The following is an 18,923-nucleotide window of genomic DNA, read 5'->3' as shown; positions in this document are numbered from 1 at the left end:
CCGCTCCCACTGCTCGTCCCGCAGCATCAGACGATCCAAAACACCCATGACTGCCTCCAAAAGACAGTCTTGAATCTGATTTGCTCAGCCTTGGGAATCCCAAGAGTCCACACTTCCTAAGGGACGAGGTCGGCGAACGATGGGCCGGTGGCCCGGAAGAATTTGAGAGCGACCATGGTGGACCTCAGTACTGGCGCCACGGCGAGGTGGTGGCCCTGTAGTTTGGCCTATAGGAGATATGCCGCAGATAGACTTGCCGCATCAGCGGGTCGGATTTCGCCATCAAACGGAGTAGTCCGACGATTGCGATCCAAACGGCTATACCGAAGAGCACGGAATAGGGTGTGAGCACGACGAAGATCAATATGACCGCGGCCAGCCCCGTGATCAGCACCAATTCCCGGTCTCCGCCCATCAGGAGGTTCGGGCGCGAGAGGGCGCGATGAATGCGATTACGATGAAGACGGGACAAGTGTTCAGCCACGCGCGCCCTCCCCGTCTTCCACCAAATGCCGCGGTGTTGCTAGCGGTTCGAGCAACCCAATGGACGCGCCGGTCGCGCCAAATAGGGCGACAATCTGCGTTGCACCGAGCAAGACGCCAGCGACAAGAACCACGTACATCAATCGTCGCGCGAAATCGTTGAGTTCACCCCCGAAGATCAGCATTCCGCCGGCGATCGCGACGGCTGCGAGAGCGATGTAGCCTGCGACTGGACCGGTGATGGACTCCTGAATTCTCTCAAGCGGTCCCTCCCAAGGAAGGCTGCCGCCCGAACTGGCCAACGCGGGTGCGGTGGTCGCGAAAACAACCGTCACCGCAACAAGCCCGAACAAGGTACTATTCTTACGCGACATGCCGCGCCTCCTGTTCCTCGGTGGGGTTCTCGGATTCGATTTCCTAGTCACCGTTCACGAAACGCTCGACATGGATCACATCGCGAACGCGCCGGCCGTGGGGTGTGCGCTCTATCGATACGACGAGATCAACCGCCTCGCCGATCACTTCCTGCATAGGCTGGTGGCTGGCCTCTGCCGTCAGCTGCTCCAGGCGCCGCAAGGCAGACGTCGCGGTGTTCGAATGGATTGTGGCCACGCCTCCGGGGTGTCCCGTATTCCACGCTTTCAAAAGGGTCAGCGCAGCTCCGTCGCGCACCTCGCCCACGACAATACGGTCAGGCCGCAAGCGCATTGTACTTTTCAACAGCCGAGCCATGTCGATTGCGTCACTGGTGTGGAGGAGAACGGCGTTATCAGCTGAGCACTGGATTTCAGCGGTGTCCTCAAGGATCAAGAGACGATCCGCAGGAGCGCTTTTGACGATCTCATCGATCACCGCATTGGCCAGCGTCGTCTTGCCCGAGCCGGTTCCACCGGAAATGATAATGTTGAGGCGGGCACCTATCGCGCTCCGAATGACGGCCGCCTGACCTTCCGTCATGACACCAGTACGCACGTAATCGTCCAGTGGGATCAAACGCGACGCACGCCGGCGGATCGTGAACGCGGGCTTTGCGACCACCGGAGGCAACAAGCCCTCAAAGCGATGGCCTCCGATTGGAAGTTCCCCGGAAATGACGGGCTGGTCGGTATCGACTTTCGACTGGAGGGCATGAGCGACCGTGCCGATGACCATCTCTGCTGCAGCCGAGGACATTTCGCCGGCGTGTGCAACGCCATGCCCGAGCCGTTCGATGAACAGTTTTCCATCGGGGTTCAGCATGATCTTGACGACGGTGCTGTCGTCGAGTGCATTGCAGAGCTGGTCGCCAAGCGCTTCCTGAAGTTTTCGAATGAGGCGGGGATGAGAACGAAGCTGTGTCATCGGCCTCCCCCTCAGGCGGCTCGGCCGAAAGGGCCAGAAATCTGAGAGCGGTAGCCGGGTGGACGAAGCTTGATAAAGGTGTCGGCGTTCGCCGGCAGGGTGCCCGCAAGTGTCACGGTGTCGCCGATGTTTTTTGGTTCGCCAAGGCGTCGAAGCGGCCACCCAACACGGGAGAGGATCCGTTCGAACCGCAGATCGGTCACCGTTACGATTTCGGTGAAGCCGTTCACGACCGACCACTCGATGATGCCGGCAAGCATGGCGAGTGTTGCCTCGTGCACCGAGCCCTCCGCCCTTCCTTCCTTGAGAGTGGTGTCCACGCAGAAGCGCGAGCTTTCGATCATCGACGAATGAGCAGCGTAAGCGACAAGCTGAGGCCGTTCAGCCGGCGTAGTTCGTAAGCGGAGTTCCGATCACACCTTGACGGCGCAATTCCGTCCGCACGCCCAAGCGCCCGCGATATTGCTCTTCGCCGCAGGATAAAGCAGCGTAGATTTGCGATGCACGCACAACGCGATGTTGGATTTCGATGAGATGAGTAAATTTTGGCACCGGATCACGTACTATCGTCATCGCAGCGAGCTTTGGGCACTTGGTCTGGCGATGCAGGTGCCGCTGCTCGCGATGCTTCCGATCGGAATCGTACTGGGTTTCTGGTGGGTCATTGCCCCACTGCCTATTGTTCTTCCGATTATTCTACTGCTCGAGAGCCTCGGCCACTTTGGCACAATAGTCTTGGCTTTCTTAGGAATCCCGGCTCTTGTGGTGCTGTTGCTTGCCGCCCCATGGTTCTTTGGATGGTACGGTATTGCAGCCAGTCTGATGTTTGGTCGATTCACGACCGCGACAGCCAAGGAGAAAGCCTTGGCAGAATCAATTCATGCCTATCGGACGAAAGCCGTTTGACTCCGAGCTAGCTGACGGCGTCTGACCTGAAGTTCCAGGGCATGAGGGCTTCGATTTCGGACGCTGGCCAGCCTTGAGCAATGCGGGTCAAGGTCTGCGAGAGCCAGTCGAGCGGATCGACGCCATTCATTTTGGCCGTTTGCAATAAGGTGGCCACCGTCGCCCAGGTTCGTCCACCGCCCTCGCTGCCGGCGAATAGACTGTTCTTTCTCGTAATCGTTTGGGGCCTGATCGCCCGTTCGACGATGTTGGAGTCGATCTCGATACGACCGTCCGTCAGAAAGCGTTCCAGCGCCTCTCGCCGGGTGAGCGCGTAGCGGATCGCCTCCGCGGTTTTGGATTTTCCCGAGACCTTGCCCAGTTCCTTTTCCCACAGCTCGAAGAGGCTGGCGACGATGGCGGAGGATTTTTCCTGGCGCCGCGCCGCGCGGCTGACGCCATCCGCACATTGCGTGATGGCATCATGGACACCGGTCAGCGATGGGTGATCGACGCAGATATCTCGAAGTATTTCGACAGCATCGATCATGGGCATTTACGCAGGTTCCTCGACCTGAGGATCAGAGACGGCGTCATCAGACGCATGATTGACAAGTGGTTGAACGCAGGGGTGTCGGAGCAAGGCACCCTGAGCCGACCGGTAGCTGGAACGCCACAAGGCGGAGTGATCAGCCCACTTCTTGCGAACATCTTCTTGCACTATGTGCTGGATAAGTGGTTCGCAGAGGTGGCGAAGCCCCGCCTAAAGCGGAGGTGCCAGATGGTGCGGTACGCTGACGACTTCGTCATGAGCTTCGAGGATCACTTGGACGGTCGGCGCATGCTGGCCGTGCTGGGCAAGCGTTTCGAACGGTATGGGCTTCGGCTACATCCTGACAAGACGCGCTATGTGGACTTCCGTTTCCGGCGCCCTTATGGGCAGCATCCGGCAACGAGTGCCACCAGTTTCAATTTTCTCGGCTTCACCCATGTCTGGGGCCAGTCGCGGAGAGGGAAGCCGGTGGTGCGGCAGGTCACGGCCAAGGATCGGTTTGCGCGGGCCTTACGGGCAGCCAGGGAATGGTGCATCAAGCATCTGCACCTGTCGCTCACGGTTCAGCATCGCCACCTGACCCGGATGATGCGAGGCCACTACGCCTACTACGGGATCACGGGTAACGGACGACGTCTGACGTGGTATCACCACCAGGTCGAGCGTATCTGGAAAAGCGGGCTCTCGCGCCGCAGCCGATCTGGAAAGCCGAACTGGAACCGGATGGCCCAGGTCCTTGACCGATTTCCCCTACCGCCAACCCGGATCGTACATCAATGGAGCCGTATCTGAGCGAAACTGGACCGTGAGGAACCGGATGCGGGAAATCTGCACGTCCGGATCTGTGAGGGGCGGGGCTCGGTAACGACCCCGCCTACTCGGCACCCTGCAAGCTGGATCGTTTCGTTGCTGCCGGTTTTCGCCCGCGTCTTGGCGAGATTGGTATAGGCCGAGTAGCCGTCCACCTGCAGGATACCGGTGAATCCGGCGAGATGACGCGTCACGCAATCCGCGCCTCTGCTGTCTTCAAAACGATAGGCCACCATCGGCGGACTGGTCCCACCATAGGGGCGGTCGTCGCGTGCGTAAGCCCAAAGCCAGGCCTTGGTGGTTTTGCCCGAACCGGGCGCAAGAGTGGGCAGGGTCGTCTCGTCGGCAAAGATCCTTTCGCCCTCCTTGACCCTCTCCAGGATATAATCGGCCAGCATCTGCAGTTCGAAGCCCAGATGCCCCATCCATTGGGCCATCAGCGATCGGCTGATCTCGACGCCATCACGCAAAGAGATCGCTTCCTGCCGATAAAGAGGAAGACCATCGGCGTATTTGGAAACGGCGATATAGGCGAGCAGCCGTTCCGTCGGCAGGCCGCCTTCGATGATGTGTGCCGGCGCCAGGGCCTGGACCACGCCGTCGCTGCCCCGGAAAGCGTATTTGGGGCGACGCGTCACGATGACCCTGAACTTCGGCGGCACGACGTCCAGCCGCTCGGAGCGGTCCTCTCCGATCAGAACCTTTGCCAGCCCCTCGCACCCGGCCGGGATTTCCGGCTCGATGACTTCCTCGATGCGCTCGAGATGCGCAGCAAAACCTTTGCGCGGACGCGGCGCTCGCTTCGGTTTGTCCTTGGCCGCGCGATCGAGTTCGCTGCGGATTGCCGATAGGCCGGTTTCGACCTCTTCGAAGGCAAAGGAGACCTGCTCGTCATTGACCCCGAGGCGGAGCCGCTCAGAGCGCTTGCCATTTTGCGTGCGCTGCAAAACCTTCATGATCAAGGTCAGGTTGGCAATCCGCTCGTTGGCGCTCTTCTCAACCGCCTCCAACCGCGCGATCTCAGCCTCGGCCACCTTCAGCCGGACCTCTTTCGCGGCTTGTTCGCGCGCCAACGCGAGAACCATCGCTTTCAGCGCATCAACGTCGTCCGGAAGGTCGCTAAGGGGCAAATCCATGGGGTCATGTAGAGCACAAAAACAGCCGCTTTCCCAATCATTACAGCAGCATGATTCATCTTGCCGCAGTCCTGTTCAGCCCGTCAGCAACGGCCGTCTGACCTTGGTTGGCCGGATCTTCTTCCAATCCAGACCGGCCAGAAGCGCCATCAATTGCGAATGGTCCAGACGTATCCTGGCGGCCGATATGCCCGGCCAGCAAAAGCTCTGCTCCTCGAGGGTTTTCGAATAGAGGCAGACACCGCTGCCATCCCACCAGACGATGCGAACACGGTCCGCCCGTTTCGACCGGAACACATAAAGCGCTCCGTTGAACGGGTCGAGACCGCCATCTCTGACCAGAGCCATCAAGGATGCCGCACCTTTGCGGAAGTCTACCGGCTGGCACGACACGTAAACGACGACGCCGGACGCGATCATGCCTTGCGGACCGCTCGGAGTATCTTCACCAGGTGATCCGACTCGATGTCGCCGGCGACCCGCACCACGACATCACCGAGGACGATTTCGACCGTAGAGCTTGCTACCGGCTCAACGCGCGCGAACTTGACCTCCGTCTTCGCGGTTTCCGTCAGGGGCGCAACCAACCCCGATGACAGTGCCTTGCGACGCCACCCGTAAAGCTGCGAGGGATCCAATCCCTCAGCGCGCGCGATCGCGGAGACATTGGCTCCAGGCAACAGCGTCTCGGCAATCAGGCGCTCCTTTTCCTCGTTCGGCCAGTCTCGCGGTTTGCGTCGCGCCCGCACCGGCGCCGCCGTCAAAACCTCGAATGTTCGCGGCTGATTCACACTGTCACTCATAGGATTCTCCGCATGATTCATGCAGAAGATCCCCGATCAGCAGGCCAAATGAAACGTGGGGGTCCCTACGTGCTTACTGAGCAGCGAGCCGCCCACAAGAAAGAAGCGATGGGAAAACATCCGCCAACATCGTGGGGCCGAGCGCTGGGAGAAGCCTGGCGCAACCAGCCACCTGTCCAGTGTCGGAGACGCCCAGAATGTAAGTCGGCTGAAGTTCGTCGAAGCGATCGGATTCGCGTCCGTCGGAAACCTCGACGTCCCAACCCAGCCGATCAGAAAAGACACGAGCCCGCAGCTGATGGTGGGCGTGTAGAAGTCTTGCCTCGTTTTTGTTTCGGGGCGTTGAAATCGCGCGGATCTGCATGAATTCCTCCCATCAGTGGCGATCGGGAAGAAGTCAGCACGAATCGGATTGGCGCGGCAGTTGTAGGATTCGACAAGGTCGCACGAGTGAGTCGCAGGCTGAGTCGTTGGGGATGTTCAAAGACACAGCCTTTAGGAGCCAGCTCACGCAGGCAGCCCATGCAGGATTCACAGTAAAACCTATGGTGAACAAATAAGCGGAGACGATGACTAAGGTACTGAATTGAAACGAATATACGGCATTGAACTTAAACGCGGCGCCCGCGGCATTAACCATCTGTTAACCATTAAGTCCTTGCCAAGAAATGCCTTTTGCGTATCGTCACGCTAAATATGCCGAACCGGCAAAAAAACCGTGACGAGAGATATCAGCGTGAGCGTGGCGAGAAACCAACACCTTGAAGCTTTGCCCAGTGTCGATGAGACCATTGGCGAACAGGCCGATCTTCTAAGTTCACAGCTCCGGTCGATGAGCGAGGCGCTGTTTCCGCCAACGGCGCACAAAATTCTGCGGAAGTTCACGTCTGGGGAAGCCGCCCGGTTAATGAAGGTATCTGATTCTACCCTCCGGAAGATGACGCTCGCTGGCGAAGGCCCGCAGCCGCAAACCACGAGCAATGGCCGACGGCTATACACATTGGCCGAAATCAATCAGATCAGGCGTCTCCTGGCTCAGTCGACGCGCGGACGAGAAAGTATTGATTTTGTTCCCCACCGTCGCCCGGGCGAACATCTCCAGGTTTTGGCTGTAACGAACTTCAAGGGCGGATCGGGCAAGACAACTACTTCCGCGCACTTGGCGCAGTACCTGGCGCTTCAGGGATACCGGGTGCTCGCCGTAGACCTAGACCCACAAGCCAGCCTGTCCGCGCTCCTCGGGGTTCTTCCCGAGCTCGATGTTGCGTCCAATCAGACCCTTTATGCCGCGATCCGATATGACGATGAGCGTCGCAAACTGTCTGATGTGATCCGCACGACCTATTTCGACGGCCTCGATCTCGTTCCGGGCAACCTCGAATTGATGGAGTTTGAGCACACGACACCGAGAGCGCTGAGCGCTGGAACGACCGGCGAAACGCTGTTCTTTGCACGCGTGGCGGCAGCTCTCGACGAAGTAGCGGACAACTACGATATAGTCGTGATCGATTGCCCGCCCCAATTGGGCTTTCTCACTTTGAGTGGCTTGTGCGCTGCTACCTCCATGATCGTGACCGTGCATCCGCAGATGCTGGATATTTCGTCGATGAGCCAGTTCCTCTTGATGACGCGCGATCTTTTGGGTGTCGTGCGGGACGCAGGCGGTGACCTAAAGTACGACTTTATTCGCTATCTCCTGACGCGTTATGAGCCACAGGATGCTCCGCAGACGAAGGTGGCGGCTCTCCTCCGAAACCTGTTCGACGATCACGTGCTCACGAACCCGATGGTCAAGTCCGCGGCCGTTTCCGACGCCGGACTGACGAAGCAGACGCTTTATGAGATTGGCCGTGAGAACTTGACGCGGTCCACCTATGACCGCGCCATGGAAGCGCTCGACGCAGTGAATTCCGAGGTCGAAACCTTGATAAAGCAGGCGTGGGGGCGAGCGTAATGCACGCCCTCGAAATCACCAGCGCGGGACAAATTCCCCATACTGCGGAGTTTTGGAGAATGTTTCTCCTCGTTCGATGGACGTCGCTGGTGGTGACACCAGGAGACTTCAACAGCCGTAACTCTACAAATGACTTCACCACAAGCGAGGCGACATGAGCAGGCGAGATTCCATTGACTCTCTCTTCCTGAAGAAGCCAGTTGCAACGGCGTCCTCCGCGTCAAAATCTGCCGACCGCGTGCGTACAGGTGCGATCTCTGCAATGGGAACCTCGCTACACGAGATGGCCGAGAATGCGAAGCAGGCTACAAGACTTCAGCAGCAACTAGCTGAAGGCGAAGCCGTCATCTCAATCGAAACGGGTTCTATCGATAGCTCCAAGATCTTGGATCGCATCCCAATTGACGTTGATTCAGCCTTCGATGCACTTGTCGAGAGCATCGCAGAGCACGGACAGCAGGTCCCGATCCTTGTTCGGCCGAACCCGCAGGATTCTAGCCGCTTCCAGATTGCCTACGGTCGTCGTCGATTGAAGGCTGCCGAGAAGCTTGGCCGTCCAGTCAGGGCGATCGTCAGGAACCTCTCTGACAGCCAGCTCTATGTCGCCCAGGGCCGCGAAAACCTCGACCGCAAAGATCTGTCGTTTATTGAAAAGGCATTCTTCGCAAAGAACCTCGAAGATGGCGGATGCGACCGTCCGACGATCATTGCCGCGCTGGCCGCAGATAAAGCAGATGTGAGCCGCTACATTGCGATCGCGCGTCAATTACCCGATGAATTAGTGCGAAAGATCGGCCCCGCTCCGAAAGCTGGGCGCGCACGTTGGATGGCGCTGGCTGATCATCTTTCCTCTCCCGAGAGGCTGGGTATTGCTCAGGAACTCCTTACGAACTACGCGGAAAACAAGCTGGAGAGTGACGCACGTCTAGACTCGCTGCTTCGCGCATTGCTTAAGCCTGCCAAGAATTCCAAGCCTGACAGAGAAGATTGGCGCACCCCGCATGGAAAGCGCGGAGTACAAATTGAGGCGCGCGAGGGCAAGACGACGATCACTTTCGATGAGAAATCCGTCCCGGCATTCGCACAATTCGTATCAGGCAAACTGGACGCCCTCTTCAGGGAGTTCCAACAGCTTAAAGGCGAGGGAGAGAGTCGATGAAGTAAGCGTGTGATGGTTCGGTAATTCGCACTCACACGGCAAAGAAAAAGCCCCCCGAAACGAATTCCGAAGAGCCTTCTCCACTTTGGTCGGTTAAGAGAATCGCACTTCCCGGAATCCCCGTCAAGAGTTTTTGGCACCGTCTTCGGTGAGCGTTTTTCTGTTGCCTCTCTAAAGGTGAAGAAAAATGCAGAGTGGATATGTGACGACGCCTTTTGGGCGGCGGCCGATGACGCTTGCCCTCGTGAAAAATCAATTCGTCGCGGCGGATATCGAGGAAGGCAAATCAGTCGACAAGTGGAAGGTTTATCACGATGCCTGTGCGGCGCGTTCGCTGCTTGGTGTGCGTGACCGAGCGCTGGCAGTGCTCAGCGCGCTTCTGTCCTTCTACCCAGCGACGGATCTGCACGAAGCCTCGAACCTCATAGTGTTTCCGTCAAACGCACAGCTCACTGCACGTGCGAACGGAATTGCAGGCACGACCCTTCGGGAGAATCTGGCGATCCTGGTACAGGCGGGTCTGATTCATCGCCACGACAGCCCGAACGGCAAGCGCTACGCCCGGAAAGATCGCGATGGCACGGTCGAGGCCGCTTACGGCTTCAGCTTGGCACCGCTGCTCGCACGCTCCGAAGAAATCGCCCTCCTGGCCCAACAGGTCAATGACGAGAATCGTCGGCTGAAGGTGATCAAGGAGAGGGTTACGATCACGAGGCGGGATGTGCGCAAGCTCATATCAGCCGCGATCGATGAAGGTGCTGCGGGGGACTGGGAGAGCGTCGAAGCACAATTCATTGCGACCGTCGCGAAGCTGCGCACGGCAAAGGAAGCGGCGGACTTCGCCGAATGCCTCGACGATCTCACCCTTTTGCACGAGGGGATCGCCAACCTGTTGGAAGCTCAGCTTATTTCGGAGAAAAGCGCTGCCAATGATGACGAATTCCGTCGGCACATACAGAATTCAAATACCGACTCTAATATTGAACTTGAACCTAGCTCTAGAAATGAGCTCGGGGCGGGAGCGCAGTACGAACCGCGAAGTCGTAAGGATGCGATCTCGGCGTTTCCTCTGGGTATGGTCCTTCGGGCTTGCCCGCAGATTGCTGACTATGGGCAAAGTGGCCGAATAGAGAACTGGCGAGATCTGATGAGTGCCGCAGTAGTCGTCCGGTCCATGCTGGGCGTTTCGCCGTCTGCCTATCAGGAGGCTTGCGAAGCCATGGGACCCGAGAATGCAGCCGTCGTAACCGCGTGCATTCTCGAACGAGCAGGACATATCAACTCTGCTGGGGGATATCTCCGTGATCTTACTGGGCGTGCGGCACGGGGTGAGTTCAGCTTGGGGCCGATGCTGATGGCGCTTCTGCGAACTGGGGGAGCAACGCAGCGCAGATCGGCTTAGCGGTTACGTATTCGCGCGCCAGAGCGTGCGTTTGGCTTTCAGCAAGCTTAGCCGAGACATGACGATAGGTGGTGGGCTCTGTGCCAGGCACGACAGTTTCAGCAATTGAATATGGGCAAACGCTTCGGAGGAGATACGTGCCGCGCCGGCTCCCATATTTTCAGGACAACTGATCTTGGGCAGCCGGCGGTTAGGATCATTGGCCGTTCCCAAAAGGAGCTGCGGTACCCACGTCCAAAGGACAAGAATTCGATCGTTCTCCTCTGCGCCAGGCGCAAGGCTCGGCACTAGAATGCCAACGGCGCGACGCTGACGCAGTCGATGGTGAATCGCGCACGAGGCGGGCCGTCTCCCTTTGGCAAGGGCTGTAGCCAAGCTACGGGCCATCTTCTCCATCGAGACCGAATATGCCCCCTCCCCTCCCCCGTGGTCAGGTCGGCCACGTCGTCGCAATCGACATCGTAGTAGCGGCATTGCCGTACCGCGAATTCTCTTTATTCTGCACGAATAATGGCCATCGGATTTCAGAGATGAATACTTTAAACCGCCCAGACCTAAGCGACATCAAACATGGGGATTGGGTGGATCGCCGTCTGCCACAGGCCTGGCGTCCCTACACCAGACTTGCGAGACTGGATCGTCCAGTCGGCATATGGCTCACACTTTTCCCTTGCTGGGCGGCGCTCATTCAGGCATCGCAAGGTTTCCCTGACCTAGTGCATCTGACGGTATTTTCCCTCGGCGCTCTGCTGATGAGAAGCGCTGGTTCAACTGTCAACGATATCGCCGATAGGAAGTTCGACGGTCACGTCGAGAGAACCCGCTTTCGACCGCTGGCAAGTAGGCAGATGAGCGTCCCAAGTGCTCTTTTGTTTCTGGCGGTGCAGCTCGCATTGGCGGCCTCGCTTCTGGCGTTCTTGACACCTTACACCCGTCTCGTCGCAATCTGCGTTCTACCGCTCGTCTTCGTGTACCCGCTTTGCAAACGTTTCACTCATTGGCCCCAGGCCGTCCTTGGAGCGGCATTCAACTGGGGGATGCTGATGGCATGGTCAGAAGTCGTTGGAGAGATTCCGTTGGGAGCCGCCCTTGTGTGGTTCGGAGCCATCGCATGGCAGATCGGCTATGACACCGTCTATGCCTATGTTGATATCAAGGACGATACTCAGTTAGGTCTCAGATCAACAGCAATCCTGTTCGGCGAACGCGGCAAGACCTGGATTGGGGCATTCTATGCGTTGACCGTCGCCGCTTGGTCAATCGGAGGGTGGATGGTCGGCATGGGGCCGCTCTATGTTCTTGGCATGGCGGTGATCGCTGCGCATTTGGCTTGGCAGACTTCCCGCATCGACCTTTCGCGTCCAGAAATGAGCTATCGGCTTTTTCTGGCGAACATCCTTACAGGCGTCCTGCTTGCCGTAGCGTCCATTGCTGGGACATGGTGACAGCCCTGGGCCGAACTATGACCTCCAGGAGATTGTCCAACTACCGAATTCCTACCCGCGAGCGGCAGGAGTCGCTTAGGGTGTCATTTCGCCCTCAGCCGGAACCGACCCCCAGATTATCCTGCACCGTACTGTGCGCTATTCCCAACACGACGGCAATCTCGCGGGAGCTCGTCCCGCTTCCGGCAAGCCGCAGCATTTGTCGTACCTGCCTCATGGTCAGCCTTCTTTCCGCCTTTGTCTATGTAGAGTGGGATCTTTTTGGCCCGGACCATCTTCCTATCATATCCGTAAGCAGATTTATTGTGCAGTATATATGTATATATCTATATGAATGATGCCGCTGCAGTATCTCGACGGAGACCGTCGCGGCACTCCTGCACCCAGGGGTGCCCTTCCCTGCGCCAGGAAGCGTGCTCCTGAACACGGCTGGTCAACGCGCATAGGATCATGGCGGGCCGGCAGAGGTTGAGGAGAGCCTGCGCATCGGATGCCAGTTCGGGGGTGATCAGACTAAATGTCTCTGATCCGATTTCTAGGCGCCCTGACGGGGTGTCGCTCAAGTCGTTTTGGGTCATGCAGTTGCGCCGGTTCCGGTCAGCCCACGATCCTGTGCGATGGCAGCTGCCGAAGAGCACACAAAAGAGACGGCTCTTTTCCTTTGGCGACTACGCGGCCAACTCGCACCGACGTGTACGATGCTAGGAGTGACCGACTCGTCTGCTTCGGCGGCGAGACGCGGTTCAACGCCGGCGCGTGTTGGGAGCTCCCAACAAAGCTCTTCAATCCTCATCGGATTACGGGCGACGGTTCACCACGGCTCGGGAGACCCCGACTCCGAACCCGTTGCATCACCAGTTGTTTAGTGGCTTCGATAAGACTAGGAGATCGCTAGCTGGCGATTTCGCCCCGCGACTGTTTGACAACGCGCGAGCCGGGCACGCCTGGATGCCAGGGCGCCGTGACTTATGGCAATCGGCATCCGTGGATTAGAGACCAGTTTGTCAAGCGGCCCTGCCCGACGCACCATGGCGCTCGTCTGGTGTGAGACGAGGCCTCGGAATTCTGGCATGGCAATCCTCTCAGGTACTCGAAATTTGCGCAGTTGCTGTCTAAGAGCAAACCTGTTGGGAGCTCCCAACAACCGACGGGATAAGAGTGCGCGTGCGAGGCCGTGCGACCCCTCAAGGGAGAGGGAGAGAGTAGTCGGCTGGGGTCGCCTGACGGTGGCAGTTGGTAGCAGGCGAGAGGGGATCTGCCATGGCGGCACGCGTGGAATAACTCGCGTAGAGCCGTGTTGCCGGTACCTCGAGAGCAATGCCGATGGCCGAGGTACTTGCAGTATTACGCACCGGGGCGGGAGAGGGTAAACTCTTGATCGAATCCCATCCAGATCGGCCTGTCCGGCCATAGGGATGAGCCACGCCATAAGCTTGGCACCAGATTATCCACCGAAGCGATCGTAAAATTGCGCCTTGCCGACGCGTCTTAGCGTCGTCTGTTGGGCCTCCAAGATTGTCTCGATGAATAAATCAGCCGCTCGGTGACAATCGAGCGCGCGGTGATGTTTCTCAAGCTGACTGTCGTGCGCCTTCCCGCCATGTTCGATCGTGAAGGCGAGGGCGATCAGACTTGGTTGCCCGATGTCTTGTGCAAGGGACTTTTCCGCAAGCGCACGGCCGAGCCTGCCATTGCCATCTTCGACGAAATAGAGGGGGCAATACCGGCGCGCGTGAGTTGAGCCACTCGACATAAGCCGTCATGCCCTCTAGCACTCGTGGCGACGGTGGATCGTCGAAGTGGGTAACCGGGGTACCGTGCTTCCGGGGCACAATCTGCATGGTATCCTCGTGCGGTCGATAACCGCCAATCGTTGCGGGATGACGGTTTCAGGTCATCAACATCCCATGCCAGCGAAGCAAGGCCTCATCGTCGGCCGATTAAAGGTGATGGGCCGACGATTTTCGGTAGCAGGCTTTTGATTGCTGGGCAGGGGAGGGGGTTACCTGTCACAAGCTAACACCATGCCGCGAGGTAGCCGATGGGGAAGGCAAGCGCGTGAAGCGTATTGTCGCCCATGCCTTCGTTGGCAAGATGTTTGAGCGTGGTGACGTCGTCGTCGGTTAGAAAGGCAGCACGCTGATCGCGCCGGATCAAGGGTAGAATGGCGTCGAGATCGTCCGCGCGCTGGAGGGCCGCGCCGGCCAGTGGTTGGTTCTGCGGCCTATTGGGGCGGGATACCATTTAAGATCGGCCTCGCTACAGTCGAGGTGTTTCATCTGGGGAGACCATGTTCGTTGTATAGGTCGTCATGATTGGCCTCGCACCAGTCGGTACGGCGTGCCTGTTGCGAGGCGCAAGCCGTCGATTGGGCGGGCTAATTCGTGTTGGGGCGGTCGTTTGTGTCGCGTTCCAGCAGGACCACCCTCGGACTCCCAAGGGGAACGTAAGCTTCAATTACGCTGAGACGCGGCGCGAGCGCCTGCTTGAACTGACAAGCGCCCTGGGGGCAGACGAACTCGCCGCCGTCGAAACATCGACGACGTATCCGGGCCTCGATCATCTCAATGCCGAATTGCTGACGGAAAAAAGCCTGCTGCCGACTAACGTCAAGGTTCCTCACGCGTTCACAGAGTGTGTTGTCATGCCGCCTCTATGTCAGTGCGCGAGAAATCGTCACCCTTGAAGAGCAGCGGTTCACTACGCGTCTTGGCCAGCGCATAGGAGAAACAGTCCCCATAATTCAGACCCGCCGGATGTCGGCCCTTGCCGTAGTTGCGCCAGGCTCGCCTGGCCACCGCGATCTGATCGGCGTCGACGGCAACAACTTCGACTCCAGCCTTATAGAGCCATAGATCCAATTCTGCGGCACCTGCCTCGCCCAAGCGCGCCTCGATGACGATGGCGAGTTCCAGAATCGTCGCGGCCGAGATGAAGCGCCGTGGAGCATCGACAACTTTTTGTTCGAAGGTTTCGGCTTCAGGCTCATTGAATGCGATTGCTACAATCGCGGACGTGTCGATGACCATCAGCTGGGCAGCCCATTCTCGTCATACCCCAAGATCTCTTCGGCAGAACGTATGTCGAGTACCGGAAGCTTGGCCCAACGTCGCCGGCTGGCTGCAAGCTCCTCCAGAAGGACGTCACGGTTTCCGGCATTTGCGAGGCGCCGGAGCCGTTCTTCCAGAGCGCGACGGGTCGCCATCGTGATGGTTTCACCTGTTTTCTCGGCCAATGCCTTTGCGAGACGCTCCGTCTCTAAATCTTTTATGCTTAGCGCCATTTCTCGTCATCCTGGTTCCTAATTGTCTATATTCTACCTCGATCCGGCGGAGGCGCAAGTGCCGGACGTTCGGGCAAGCAATCGACATCAGGAGGGCACCAACGTCGGCGTTCCTGCCGCCATCACCAAGGGTACCTGCGCCGCTATCCACGCTGGCCTCGTCGAGCCTCGTGCGGTCGGACCTGTCCCGCCCTTCCTGCATGAAGCCTTCAGGACGTTCCGAGCAGGGGAGGGGCCGGAAGAACTGCCGCCCGCCGCTCAGGATGAAAGAGCTGAGCTCAAACTGCGGACCGATAGCGACTACCGGCGCCGCAGACCCTCAAAAACCAGGCCTGGAAGTTTATGCTGTCGAACGGCGGCAAGAAAAAGACACCGTGCCCTCAGCGGCGGATGAGGCCGAACAGGTGGGCTTCGTCCAGCAGGTCTCGGACCGAGGAGGGCTGCCACTTCTTGCCGCCGCGCGCAGGCCGTTCTCCCATCTGGTCCAGTTGAGCGGCAATGTCGCGAAGCGACAGATCGGGATCGGCAATGGCGATCGCCGCCACCAACTTCATCAGATGGTTCTCGGGGGCGCGACGAGGGGAGCGGGCCAGGAGTTCTTCCTCCGCGAGCTTTTCGCGGACCATGCGATGAACGGCGCGACGGAGGCGCTCGACGGTCCAGTCGTGACCGCGGCGATTGAGCACCCGAACGACATTGTCCCAGCTATGCCGAGGCCGGAGTTGCCGCACGAGTGGCAGCCACGTCTGCGCGGACGCAATGAGCTCATCAAGATAGCGTTTCTCGCGTGCTTGCGAGATTGCCTTGATCGCTTCCGGTCTTCGTTCTCGGAGACCCGGGTTTCCAGGAAGCTTGCCGCGTGCCTTGGCCGCCTTGATGCCGGCTTTGGTGCGTTCGGCGATCAGCGCACGCTCCAGCTGCGCGACCGCGCCGAGGACCTGAAGGGAAAACATCCCCTGCGGGGTCGAGGTGTCGATCGGATCGCGGATCGACCGAAAATGAACGCCCCGTTGCTCGAGGTCTTCGATCACCTGTAGCAGATGGCTCACGGATCGCGCCAACCGATCGAGGCGGACGACGACGAGGACGTCTCCTTCGGTGAGCTCCCCGAGCAATCGCGCCAGAACCGGTCGAGCACGCGATGCCCCGGAACCATGTTCTTGGTAGATCCGATCGCAGCCGGCGGACCGCAGCTCGTCCAGCTGGGCATCGTGCACCTGGTCATCCGTCGAGACGCGGGCATAGCCGATCAGCCGCTTTAAAGGCTGTCGGACGTTGACTGTTTGTCGCTTCGCCATAGCCCTTTTAACGGCCTCGTTTCGAGGTAATTTGTACAGATAAGGAAAGCGCTAGAAATTGGTCAGTTGCAAGTGTGTTTTAGACATCGAATGGCGGGCCGCCAGACTCGAAATGTCACCGTGGACGAGCAACCGAGCGTCCGCATGAGCAAACGCGCGTCAGCGGGCTTCTGAGGCGGAAATGCCGGAAGAACGGCGGTTTCGGAAATGGTTGCGAGAGCAGGAGCCTGCAGGAGGGCGCCGGCGCTCAGTTTCGGAAGCGGAGGCGGGACCAGGTGCGCCGACTGCGGCCGTCGAATTCTGTCTTTGTGAGTCCGGTCACCCCCGGGCGAAATCGCCTTGGAAGCCCGGAAAACCGGGCGTTTCCGGTGATCCTGGAGAACCGACATAGGCCGTTTGCGGCTGCGGATGCTTCATTTTCGATACTTAGGCCTTATCGATAGTGATATCGTGCAGAAATTGGCGTCCGGATGACGGAAGCGTGAGTCCGATTGACTTCCGTTTGTAAAATTAGGGACGTTAATTCATATGGTTAATGGACGCCTAAGATGACCAAGGCTGGCGGGGAGGGGGTAACCGGGGCAGATTTGGTGGCCGCGCCGTTTTGATGGGCGAAGCGCGTCGCGATGCGGATCATAGCATGGGACGCAGACATTCGGTTGATGCCGTCCAGCCGTTCGTAGGGGAGGGGCGCCTAGGCTTTGGTCGCGACAAGGGTGGCCAACGGCGGAATGGCCTGGCCTTCGAGACCGATGCGATCACCGAGATACTGCCAGAAGGAAAGTCCGAGCTTCCGGCAGGTCTTCATCAGCCCAAGCATAGTGTCGCGTGCGACGCGACCATCGCGGCTCATCGTGCCGCCCGAGATCTTTCGCTTGGTGACGAAGCTGCGCAGATCGTTCTCCGAGGCATTGGTGTGCAGCGGGATCCCTGGCCGCTCCAGAGCAGTTCGTCCTTTCGGCGACAAAGACGAGCCAGAAGCTTGTCGAGCTCTTGATAGCCGGTGCGCAGCGAGAAGATCCGCGCGAAGCGTTTGTGGAATGCGGCGGCAAGGCCGGGCGAGGGCTTTCGCCTGACGCTCTTCAGCGTCCGGTAGAATCGCCACACGAGATCCCGCACCGTCTCGACTTTGCGGGCCTGCCGCGGCGTTGCCGGCATCAGTTTTTGCAGCAGTCGCTCTGCGTGAACCCAACACAGGGCGTGGTTGCCGACCCGGAACTGGCCGGCATCGTCAGAGACGATCACGGTGTCGCCGAGAAGACCGTGATGGCGAATGGATCCCCAGATGCCGGCTTCCGCGAGCACGCGGACCGCCTGCCTGTCGAAGATGTCGATGCCCTTGCCGGCCAGATATTCGAGAAACGGCACCTGGTTGCAAAAGCGCCGCGGTTCGTGGTTGCGGAGTTTGGCTACAAGCGCCGGGTCGGCGCGACGGCCGTCCAGGTAGTCGAAGGCGTCGTCGTTGAGGACATAGTCTTGATAGCTGCCTCTGAGCAGCGACAGGAAGTTCAGCCGAGACTTTGATGCGGCTGTGCGGAAAACGCTAAAATGCTCAGACCCGATCTGGGTGGTGTGGCAGTTATCGCGCGCATGGCGGGCGCCGGTATCGTCGACGGTGATGTAGGGGGCCGAGACCAGGCCGGCATGCAGCACGGTCGCATCCTCGGCAACAAAGCCGTCCAGCCCTTTCGTCAAAAGGCGAACCACCTGGCGCTTGGAGACGTTGGCGCCGACATCGTTCAACAACGTTGTCAGCCGCGCCATCGTCACCTGTCCTTGCGCATGCAGCATCAGGCAAAACCGCCTGAGGTTTGGGCCGTAGCCGCCGACGACCCCTCGCGGCAACGGCGCGAGCACCATCTTGCCGTCCGGCAGGATCCAGCATTCGCGCCGGTAATGCACGAGCTCAGCTGTGACAATCAGTTCCCGGACATGGCAGCTTTTGTAGCCCTTGAAGCGCGAGCCGGGCGGAACATCGACGTGCAGGATTTGCTCGCGGCTCACCCGCTTGAGATCGAGCTTCGGGCCGCGCGGTTTCTTGCAAGTGGCTTGCGGCTCGTCCTGTTTGTCATCGGTCGCCTTCTCCATGCCCGATGGTCGAAACGGCGGTCGCGGTGGCAGGTTCTTCAGCCGCGCGATCTCGTCGCGCAAAAGCTGGTTCTCGACCTTAAGCCGGGTGTTTTCCAGCCGCAGCGCCGCATTGTCTTCCCGCAGGGCGGCGTTCTCGGCGCGAAGGGTCGTGACTTCTGTTGAAAGCTTCCTGACCTCATCGACCAGACCCGTCACAAGCTCGCGCAACGCCTTCAGCGAGAGCGTGTCGGCATGTTCGGGCGAGGCAAGTCGCTTCTTGGCCATGGACGAAAGGAATCAT

The 18,923-nt window shown here is 59.0% G+C and carries 17 protein-coding genes and 5 pseudogenes; 7 read left to right on the top strand and 15 right to left on the bottom strand.

Annotation, left to right across the window (positions count from 1 at the left end; translation table 11 throughout):
* Nucleotides 1-184: 184 nt before the first annotated feature.
* From BC363_RS15025 to BC363_RS15010, 4 genes and pseudogenes are all read right to left on the bottom strand, one after another.
* Complete coding sequence (locus tag BC363_RS15025) at nucleotides 185-484, bottom strand: conjugal transfer protein TrbD (protein WP_065782617.1); 300 nt, start codon at nucleotides 482-484, stop codon at nucleotides 185-187.
* The gene (locus BC363_RS15020) at nucleotides 477-857 is read right to left on the bottom strand and encodes a TrbC/VirB2 family protein (protein ID WP_065782615.1); all 381 of its coding nucleotides are present in this window, start codon (nucleotides 855-857) and stop codon (nucleotides 477-479) included. The genes BC363_RS15025 and BC363_RS15020 overlap by 8 nt, the downstream gene beginning before the upstream one ends.
* A gap of 43 nt (nucleotides 858-900) precedes the next feature.
* A complete protein-coding gene (gene trbB / locus BC363_RS15015; RefSeq protein ID WP_065782614.1) occupies nucleotides 901-1,824 on the bottom strand; it encodes a P-type conjugative transfer ATPase TrbB in 924 nt (307 codons plus the stop codon).
* An 11-nt stretch (nucleotides 1,825-1,835) separates the two neighbouring features.
* Nucleotides 1,836-2,180: pseudogene (locus BC363_RS15010) on the bottom strand (acyl-homoserine-lactone synthase); the annotation flags it as partial.
* 160 nt (nucleotides 2,181-2,340) lie between these two features.
* On the opposite strand from BC363_RS15010, the gene BC363_RS15005 reads away from it, so the two are divergent.
* Entirely contained in the window at nucleotides 2,341-2,730 is a 390-nt protein-coding gene (locus BC363_RS15005) for a hypothetical protein (protein WP_244519882.1), read from the top strand.
* Between the two features lie 7 nt (nucleotides 2,731-2,737).
* Here BC363_RS15005 and BC363_RS15000 read toward each other — a convergent pair.
* Nucleotides 2,738-3,163, bottom strand: a pseudogene (locus BC363_RS15000) (transposase); the annotation flags it as partial.
* Between the two features lie 30 nt (nucleotides 3,164-3,193).
* Here BC363_RS15000 and BC363_RS14995 point away from each other — a divergent pair.
* Nucleotides 3,194-4,054, top strand: a complete 861-nt coding sequence (locus tag BC363_RS14995; RefSeq protein ID WP_244519881.1) for a reverse transcriptase domain-containing protein — start codon at nucleotides 3,194-3,196, stop codon at nucleotides 4,052-4,054.
* 89 nt (nucleotides 4,055-4,143) lie between these two features.
* Here the strand turns inward: BC363_RS14995 and BC363_RS14990 are convergent.
* From BC363_RS14990 to BC363_RS14975, 4 genes and pseudogenes are all read right to left on the bottom strand, one after another.
* Nucleotides 4,144-5,208 (bottom strand): annotated as a pseudogene (locus BC363_RS14990) (IS66 family transposase); the annotation flags it as partial.
* Nucleotides 5,209-5,283: 75 nt separating this feature from the next.
* Nucleotides 5,284-5,556, bottom strand: coding sequence for an IS66 family insertion sequence element accessory protein TnpB (gene tnpB, locus BC363_RS14985; protein WP_011970902.1), 273 nt, complete (start codon nucleotides 5,554-5,556; stop codon nucleotides 5,284-5,286).
* A 68-nt stretch (nucleotides 5,557-5,624) separates the two neighbouring features.
* Entirely contained in the window at nucleotides 5,625-6,011 is a 387-nt protein-coding gene (locus BC363_RS14980) for a transposase (RefSeq protein WP_065782610.1), read from the bottom strand.
* 79 nt (nucleotides 6,012-6,090) lie between these two features.
* A pseudogene (locus BC363_RS14975) lies at nucleotides 6,091-6,375 on the bottom strand (acyl-homoserine-lactone synthase); the annotation flags it as partial.
* Nucleotides 6,376-6,747: 372 nt separating this feature from the next.
* Between BC363_RS14975 and repA the strand changes: the two are divergent.
* From repA to BC363_RS35110, 5 genes are all read left to right on the top strand, one after another.
* Nucleotides 6,748-7,965 carry a plasmid partitioning protein RepA gene (gene repA, locus BC363_RS14970; protein ID WP_065782636.1) on the top strand — a complete coding sequence of 406 codons (1,218 nt, stop codon included), beginning with the start codon at nucleotides 6,748-6,750 and terminating at the stop codon, nucleotides 7,963-7,965.
* Between the two features lie 154 nt (nucleotides 7,966-8,119).
* Nucleotides 8,120-9,124: a plasmid partitioning protein RepB gene (repB, locus tag BC363_RS14965; RefSeq protein WP_065782608.1), complete on the top strand. Its 1,005-nt coding sequence runs from the start codon at nucleotides 8,120-8,122 to the stop codon at nucleotides 9,122-9,124.
* 187 nt (nucleotides 9,125-9,311) lie between these two features.
* A complete protein-coding gene (repC, locus tag BC363_RS14960) occupies nucleotides 9,312-10,526 on the top strand; it encodes a plasmid replication protein RepC (RefSeq protein ID WP_065782605.1) in 1,215 nt (404 codons plus the stop codon).
* A gap of 530 nt (nucleotides 10,527-11,056) precedes the next feature.
* On the top strand, nucleotides 11,057-11,971 hold the full coding sequence (gene ubiA, locus BC363_RS14955; RefSeq protein ID WP_065782634.1) for a 4-hydroxybenzoate octaprenyltransferase: 915 nt from the start codon (nucleotides 11,057-11,059) through the stop codon (nucleotides 11,969-11,971).
* Between the two features lie 1,564 nt (nucleotides 11,972-13,535).
* Nucleotides 13,536-13,712: a hypothetical protein gene (locus tag BC363_RS35110; RefSeq protein WP_161952463.1), complete on the top strand. Its 177-nt coding sequence runs from the start codon at nucleotides 13,536-13,538 to the stop codon at nucleotides 13,710-13,712.
* Nucleotides 13,713-13,914: 202 nt separating this feature from the next.
* Here BC363_RS35110 and BC363_RS14945 read toward each other — a convergent pair.
* From BC363_RS14945 to BC363_RS35955, 6 genes and pseudogenes are all read right to left on the bottom strand, one after another.
* Nucleotides 13,915-14,215: pseudogene (locus BC363_RS14945) on the bottom strand (integrase); the annotation flags it as partial.
* Nucleotides 14,216-14,613: 398 nt separating this feature from the next.
* Nucleotides 14,614-15,000, bottom strand: a complete 387-nt coding sequence (locus BC363_RS14935) for a type II toxin-antitoxin system VapC family toxin (RefSeq protein ID WP_065782596.1) — start codon at nucleotides 14,998-15,000, stop codon at nucleotides 14,614-14,616.
* Complete coding sequence (locus BC363_RS14930) at nucleotides 15,000-15,254, bottom strand: type II toxin-antitoxin system VapB family antitoxin (RefSeq protein WP_065782594.1); 255 nt, start codon at nucleotides 15,252-15,254, stop codon at nucleotides 15,000-15,002. The genes BC363_RS14935 and BC363_RS14930 overlap by 1 nt, the downstream gene beginning before the upstream one ends.
* Nucleotides 15,255-15,634: 380 nt before the next feature.
* Nucleotides 15,635-16,552 carry a recombinase family protein gene (locus tag BC363_RS14925; protein ID WP_065782591.1) on the bottom strand — a complete coding sequence of 306 codons (918 nt, stop codon included), beginning with the start codon at nucleotides 16,550-16,552 and terminating at the stop codon, nucleotides 15,635-15,637.
* A gap of 694 nt (nucleotides 16,553-17,246) precedes the next feature.
* Nucleotides 17,247-17,405 carry a hypothetical protein gene (locus BC363_RS35960; RefSeq protein WP_244519880.1) on the bottom strand — a complete coding sequence of 53 codons (159 nt, stop codon included), beginning with the start codon at nucleotides 17,403-17,405 and terminating at the stop codon, nucleotides 17,247-17,249.
* Nucleotides 17,402-18,907, bottom strand: coding sequence for a transposase (locus BC363_RS35955; protein WP_244519879.1), 1,506 nt, complete (start codon nucleotides 18,905-18,907; stop codon nucleotides 17,402-17,404). The genes BC363_RS35960 and BC363_RS35955 overlap by 4 nt, the downstream gene beginning before the upstream one ends.
* Nucleotides 18,908-18,923: the final 16 nt, after the last annotated feature.

The sequence above is a fragment of the Ensifer sp. LC384 genome (assembly GCF_001695865.1).
In the GTDB taxonomy this organism is placed as follows: Bacteria; Pseudomonadota; Alphaproteobacteria; order Rhizobiales; family Rhizobiaceae; genus Ensifer.
The sequence above is the reverse complement of the archived record's forward strand: the minus strand, read 5'-3'. Positions and strand labels throughout refer to the sequence as shown.

What these genes read in the sequence shown, in the direction of transcription:
- BC363_RS15020 (WP_065782615.1), bottom strand. Translation starts at nt 857, where the DNA reads ATGTCGCGTAAGAATAGTACCTTGTTCGGGCTTGTTGCGGTGACGGTT.
- trbB (WP_065782614.1), bottom strand. Translation starts at nt 1,824, where the DNA reads ATGACACAGCTTCGTTCTCATCCCCGCCTCATTCGAAAACTTCAGGAA.
- BC363_RS15005 (WP_244519882.1), top strand. Translation starts at nt 2,341, where the DNA reads ATGTTGGATTTCGATGAGATGAGTAAATTTTGGCACCGGATCACGTAC.
- BC363_RS14995 (WP_244519881.1), top strand. Translation starts at nt 3,194, where the DNA reads ATGGACACCGGTCAGCGATGGGTGATCGACGCAGATATCTCGAAGTAT.
- tnpB (WP_011970902.1), bottom strand. Translation starts at nt 5,556, where the DNA reads ATGGCTCTGGTCAGAGATGGCGGTCTCGACCCGTTCAACGGAGCGCTT.
- BC363_RS14980 (WP_065782610.1), bottom strand. Translation starts at nt 6,011, where the DNA reads ATGAGTGACAGTGTGAATCAGCCGCGAACATTCGAGGTTTTGACGGCG.
- repB (WP_065782608.1), top strand. Translation starts at nt 8,120, where the DNA reads ATGAGCAGGCGAGATTCCATTGACTCTCTCTTCCTGAAGAAGCCAGTT.
- repC (WP_065782605.1), top strand. Translation starts at nt 9,312, where the DNA reads ATGCAGAGTGGATATGTGACGACGCCTTTTGGGCGGCGGCCGATGACG.
- ubiA (WP_065782634.1), top strand. Translation starts at nt 11,057, where the DNA reads ATGAATACTTTAAACCGCCCAGACCTAAGCGACATCAAACATGGGGAT.
- BC363_RS35110 (WP_161952463.1), top strand. Translation starts at nt 13,536, where the DNA reads ATGTTTCTCAAGCTGACTGTCGTGCGCCTTCCCGCCATGTTCGATCGT.
- BC363_RS14935 (WP_065782596.1), bottom strand. Translation starts at nt 15,000, where the DNA reads ATGGTCATCGACACGTCCGCGATTGTAGCAATCGCATTCAATGAGCCT.
- BC363_RS14930 (WP_065782594.1), bottom strand. Translation starts at nt 15,254, where the DNA reads ATGGCGCTAAGCATAAAAGATTTAGAGACGGAGCGTCTCGCAAAGGCA.
- BC363_RS14925 (WP_065782591.1), bottom strand. Translation starts at nt 16,552, where the DNA reads ATGGCGAAGCGACAAACAGTCAACGTCCGACAGCCTTTAAAGCGGCTG.
- BC363_RS35960 (WP_244519880.1), bottom strand. Translation starts at nt 17,405, where the DNA reads ATGAGCCGCGATGGTCGCGTCGCACGCGACACTATGCTTGGGCTGATG.
- BC363_RS35955 (WP_244519879.1), bottom strand. Translation starts at nt 18,907, where the DNA reads ATGGCCAAGAAGCGACTTGCCTCGCCCGAACATGCCGACACGCTCTCG.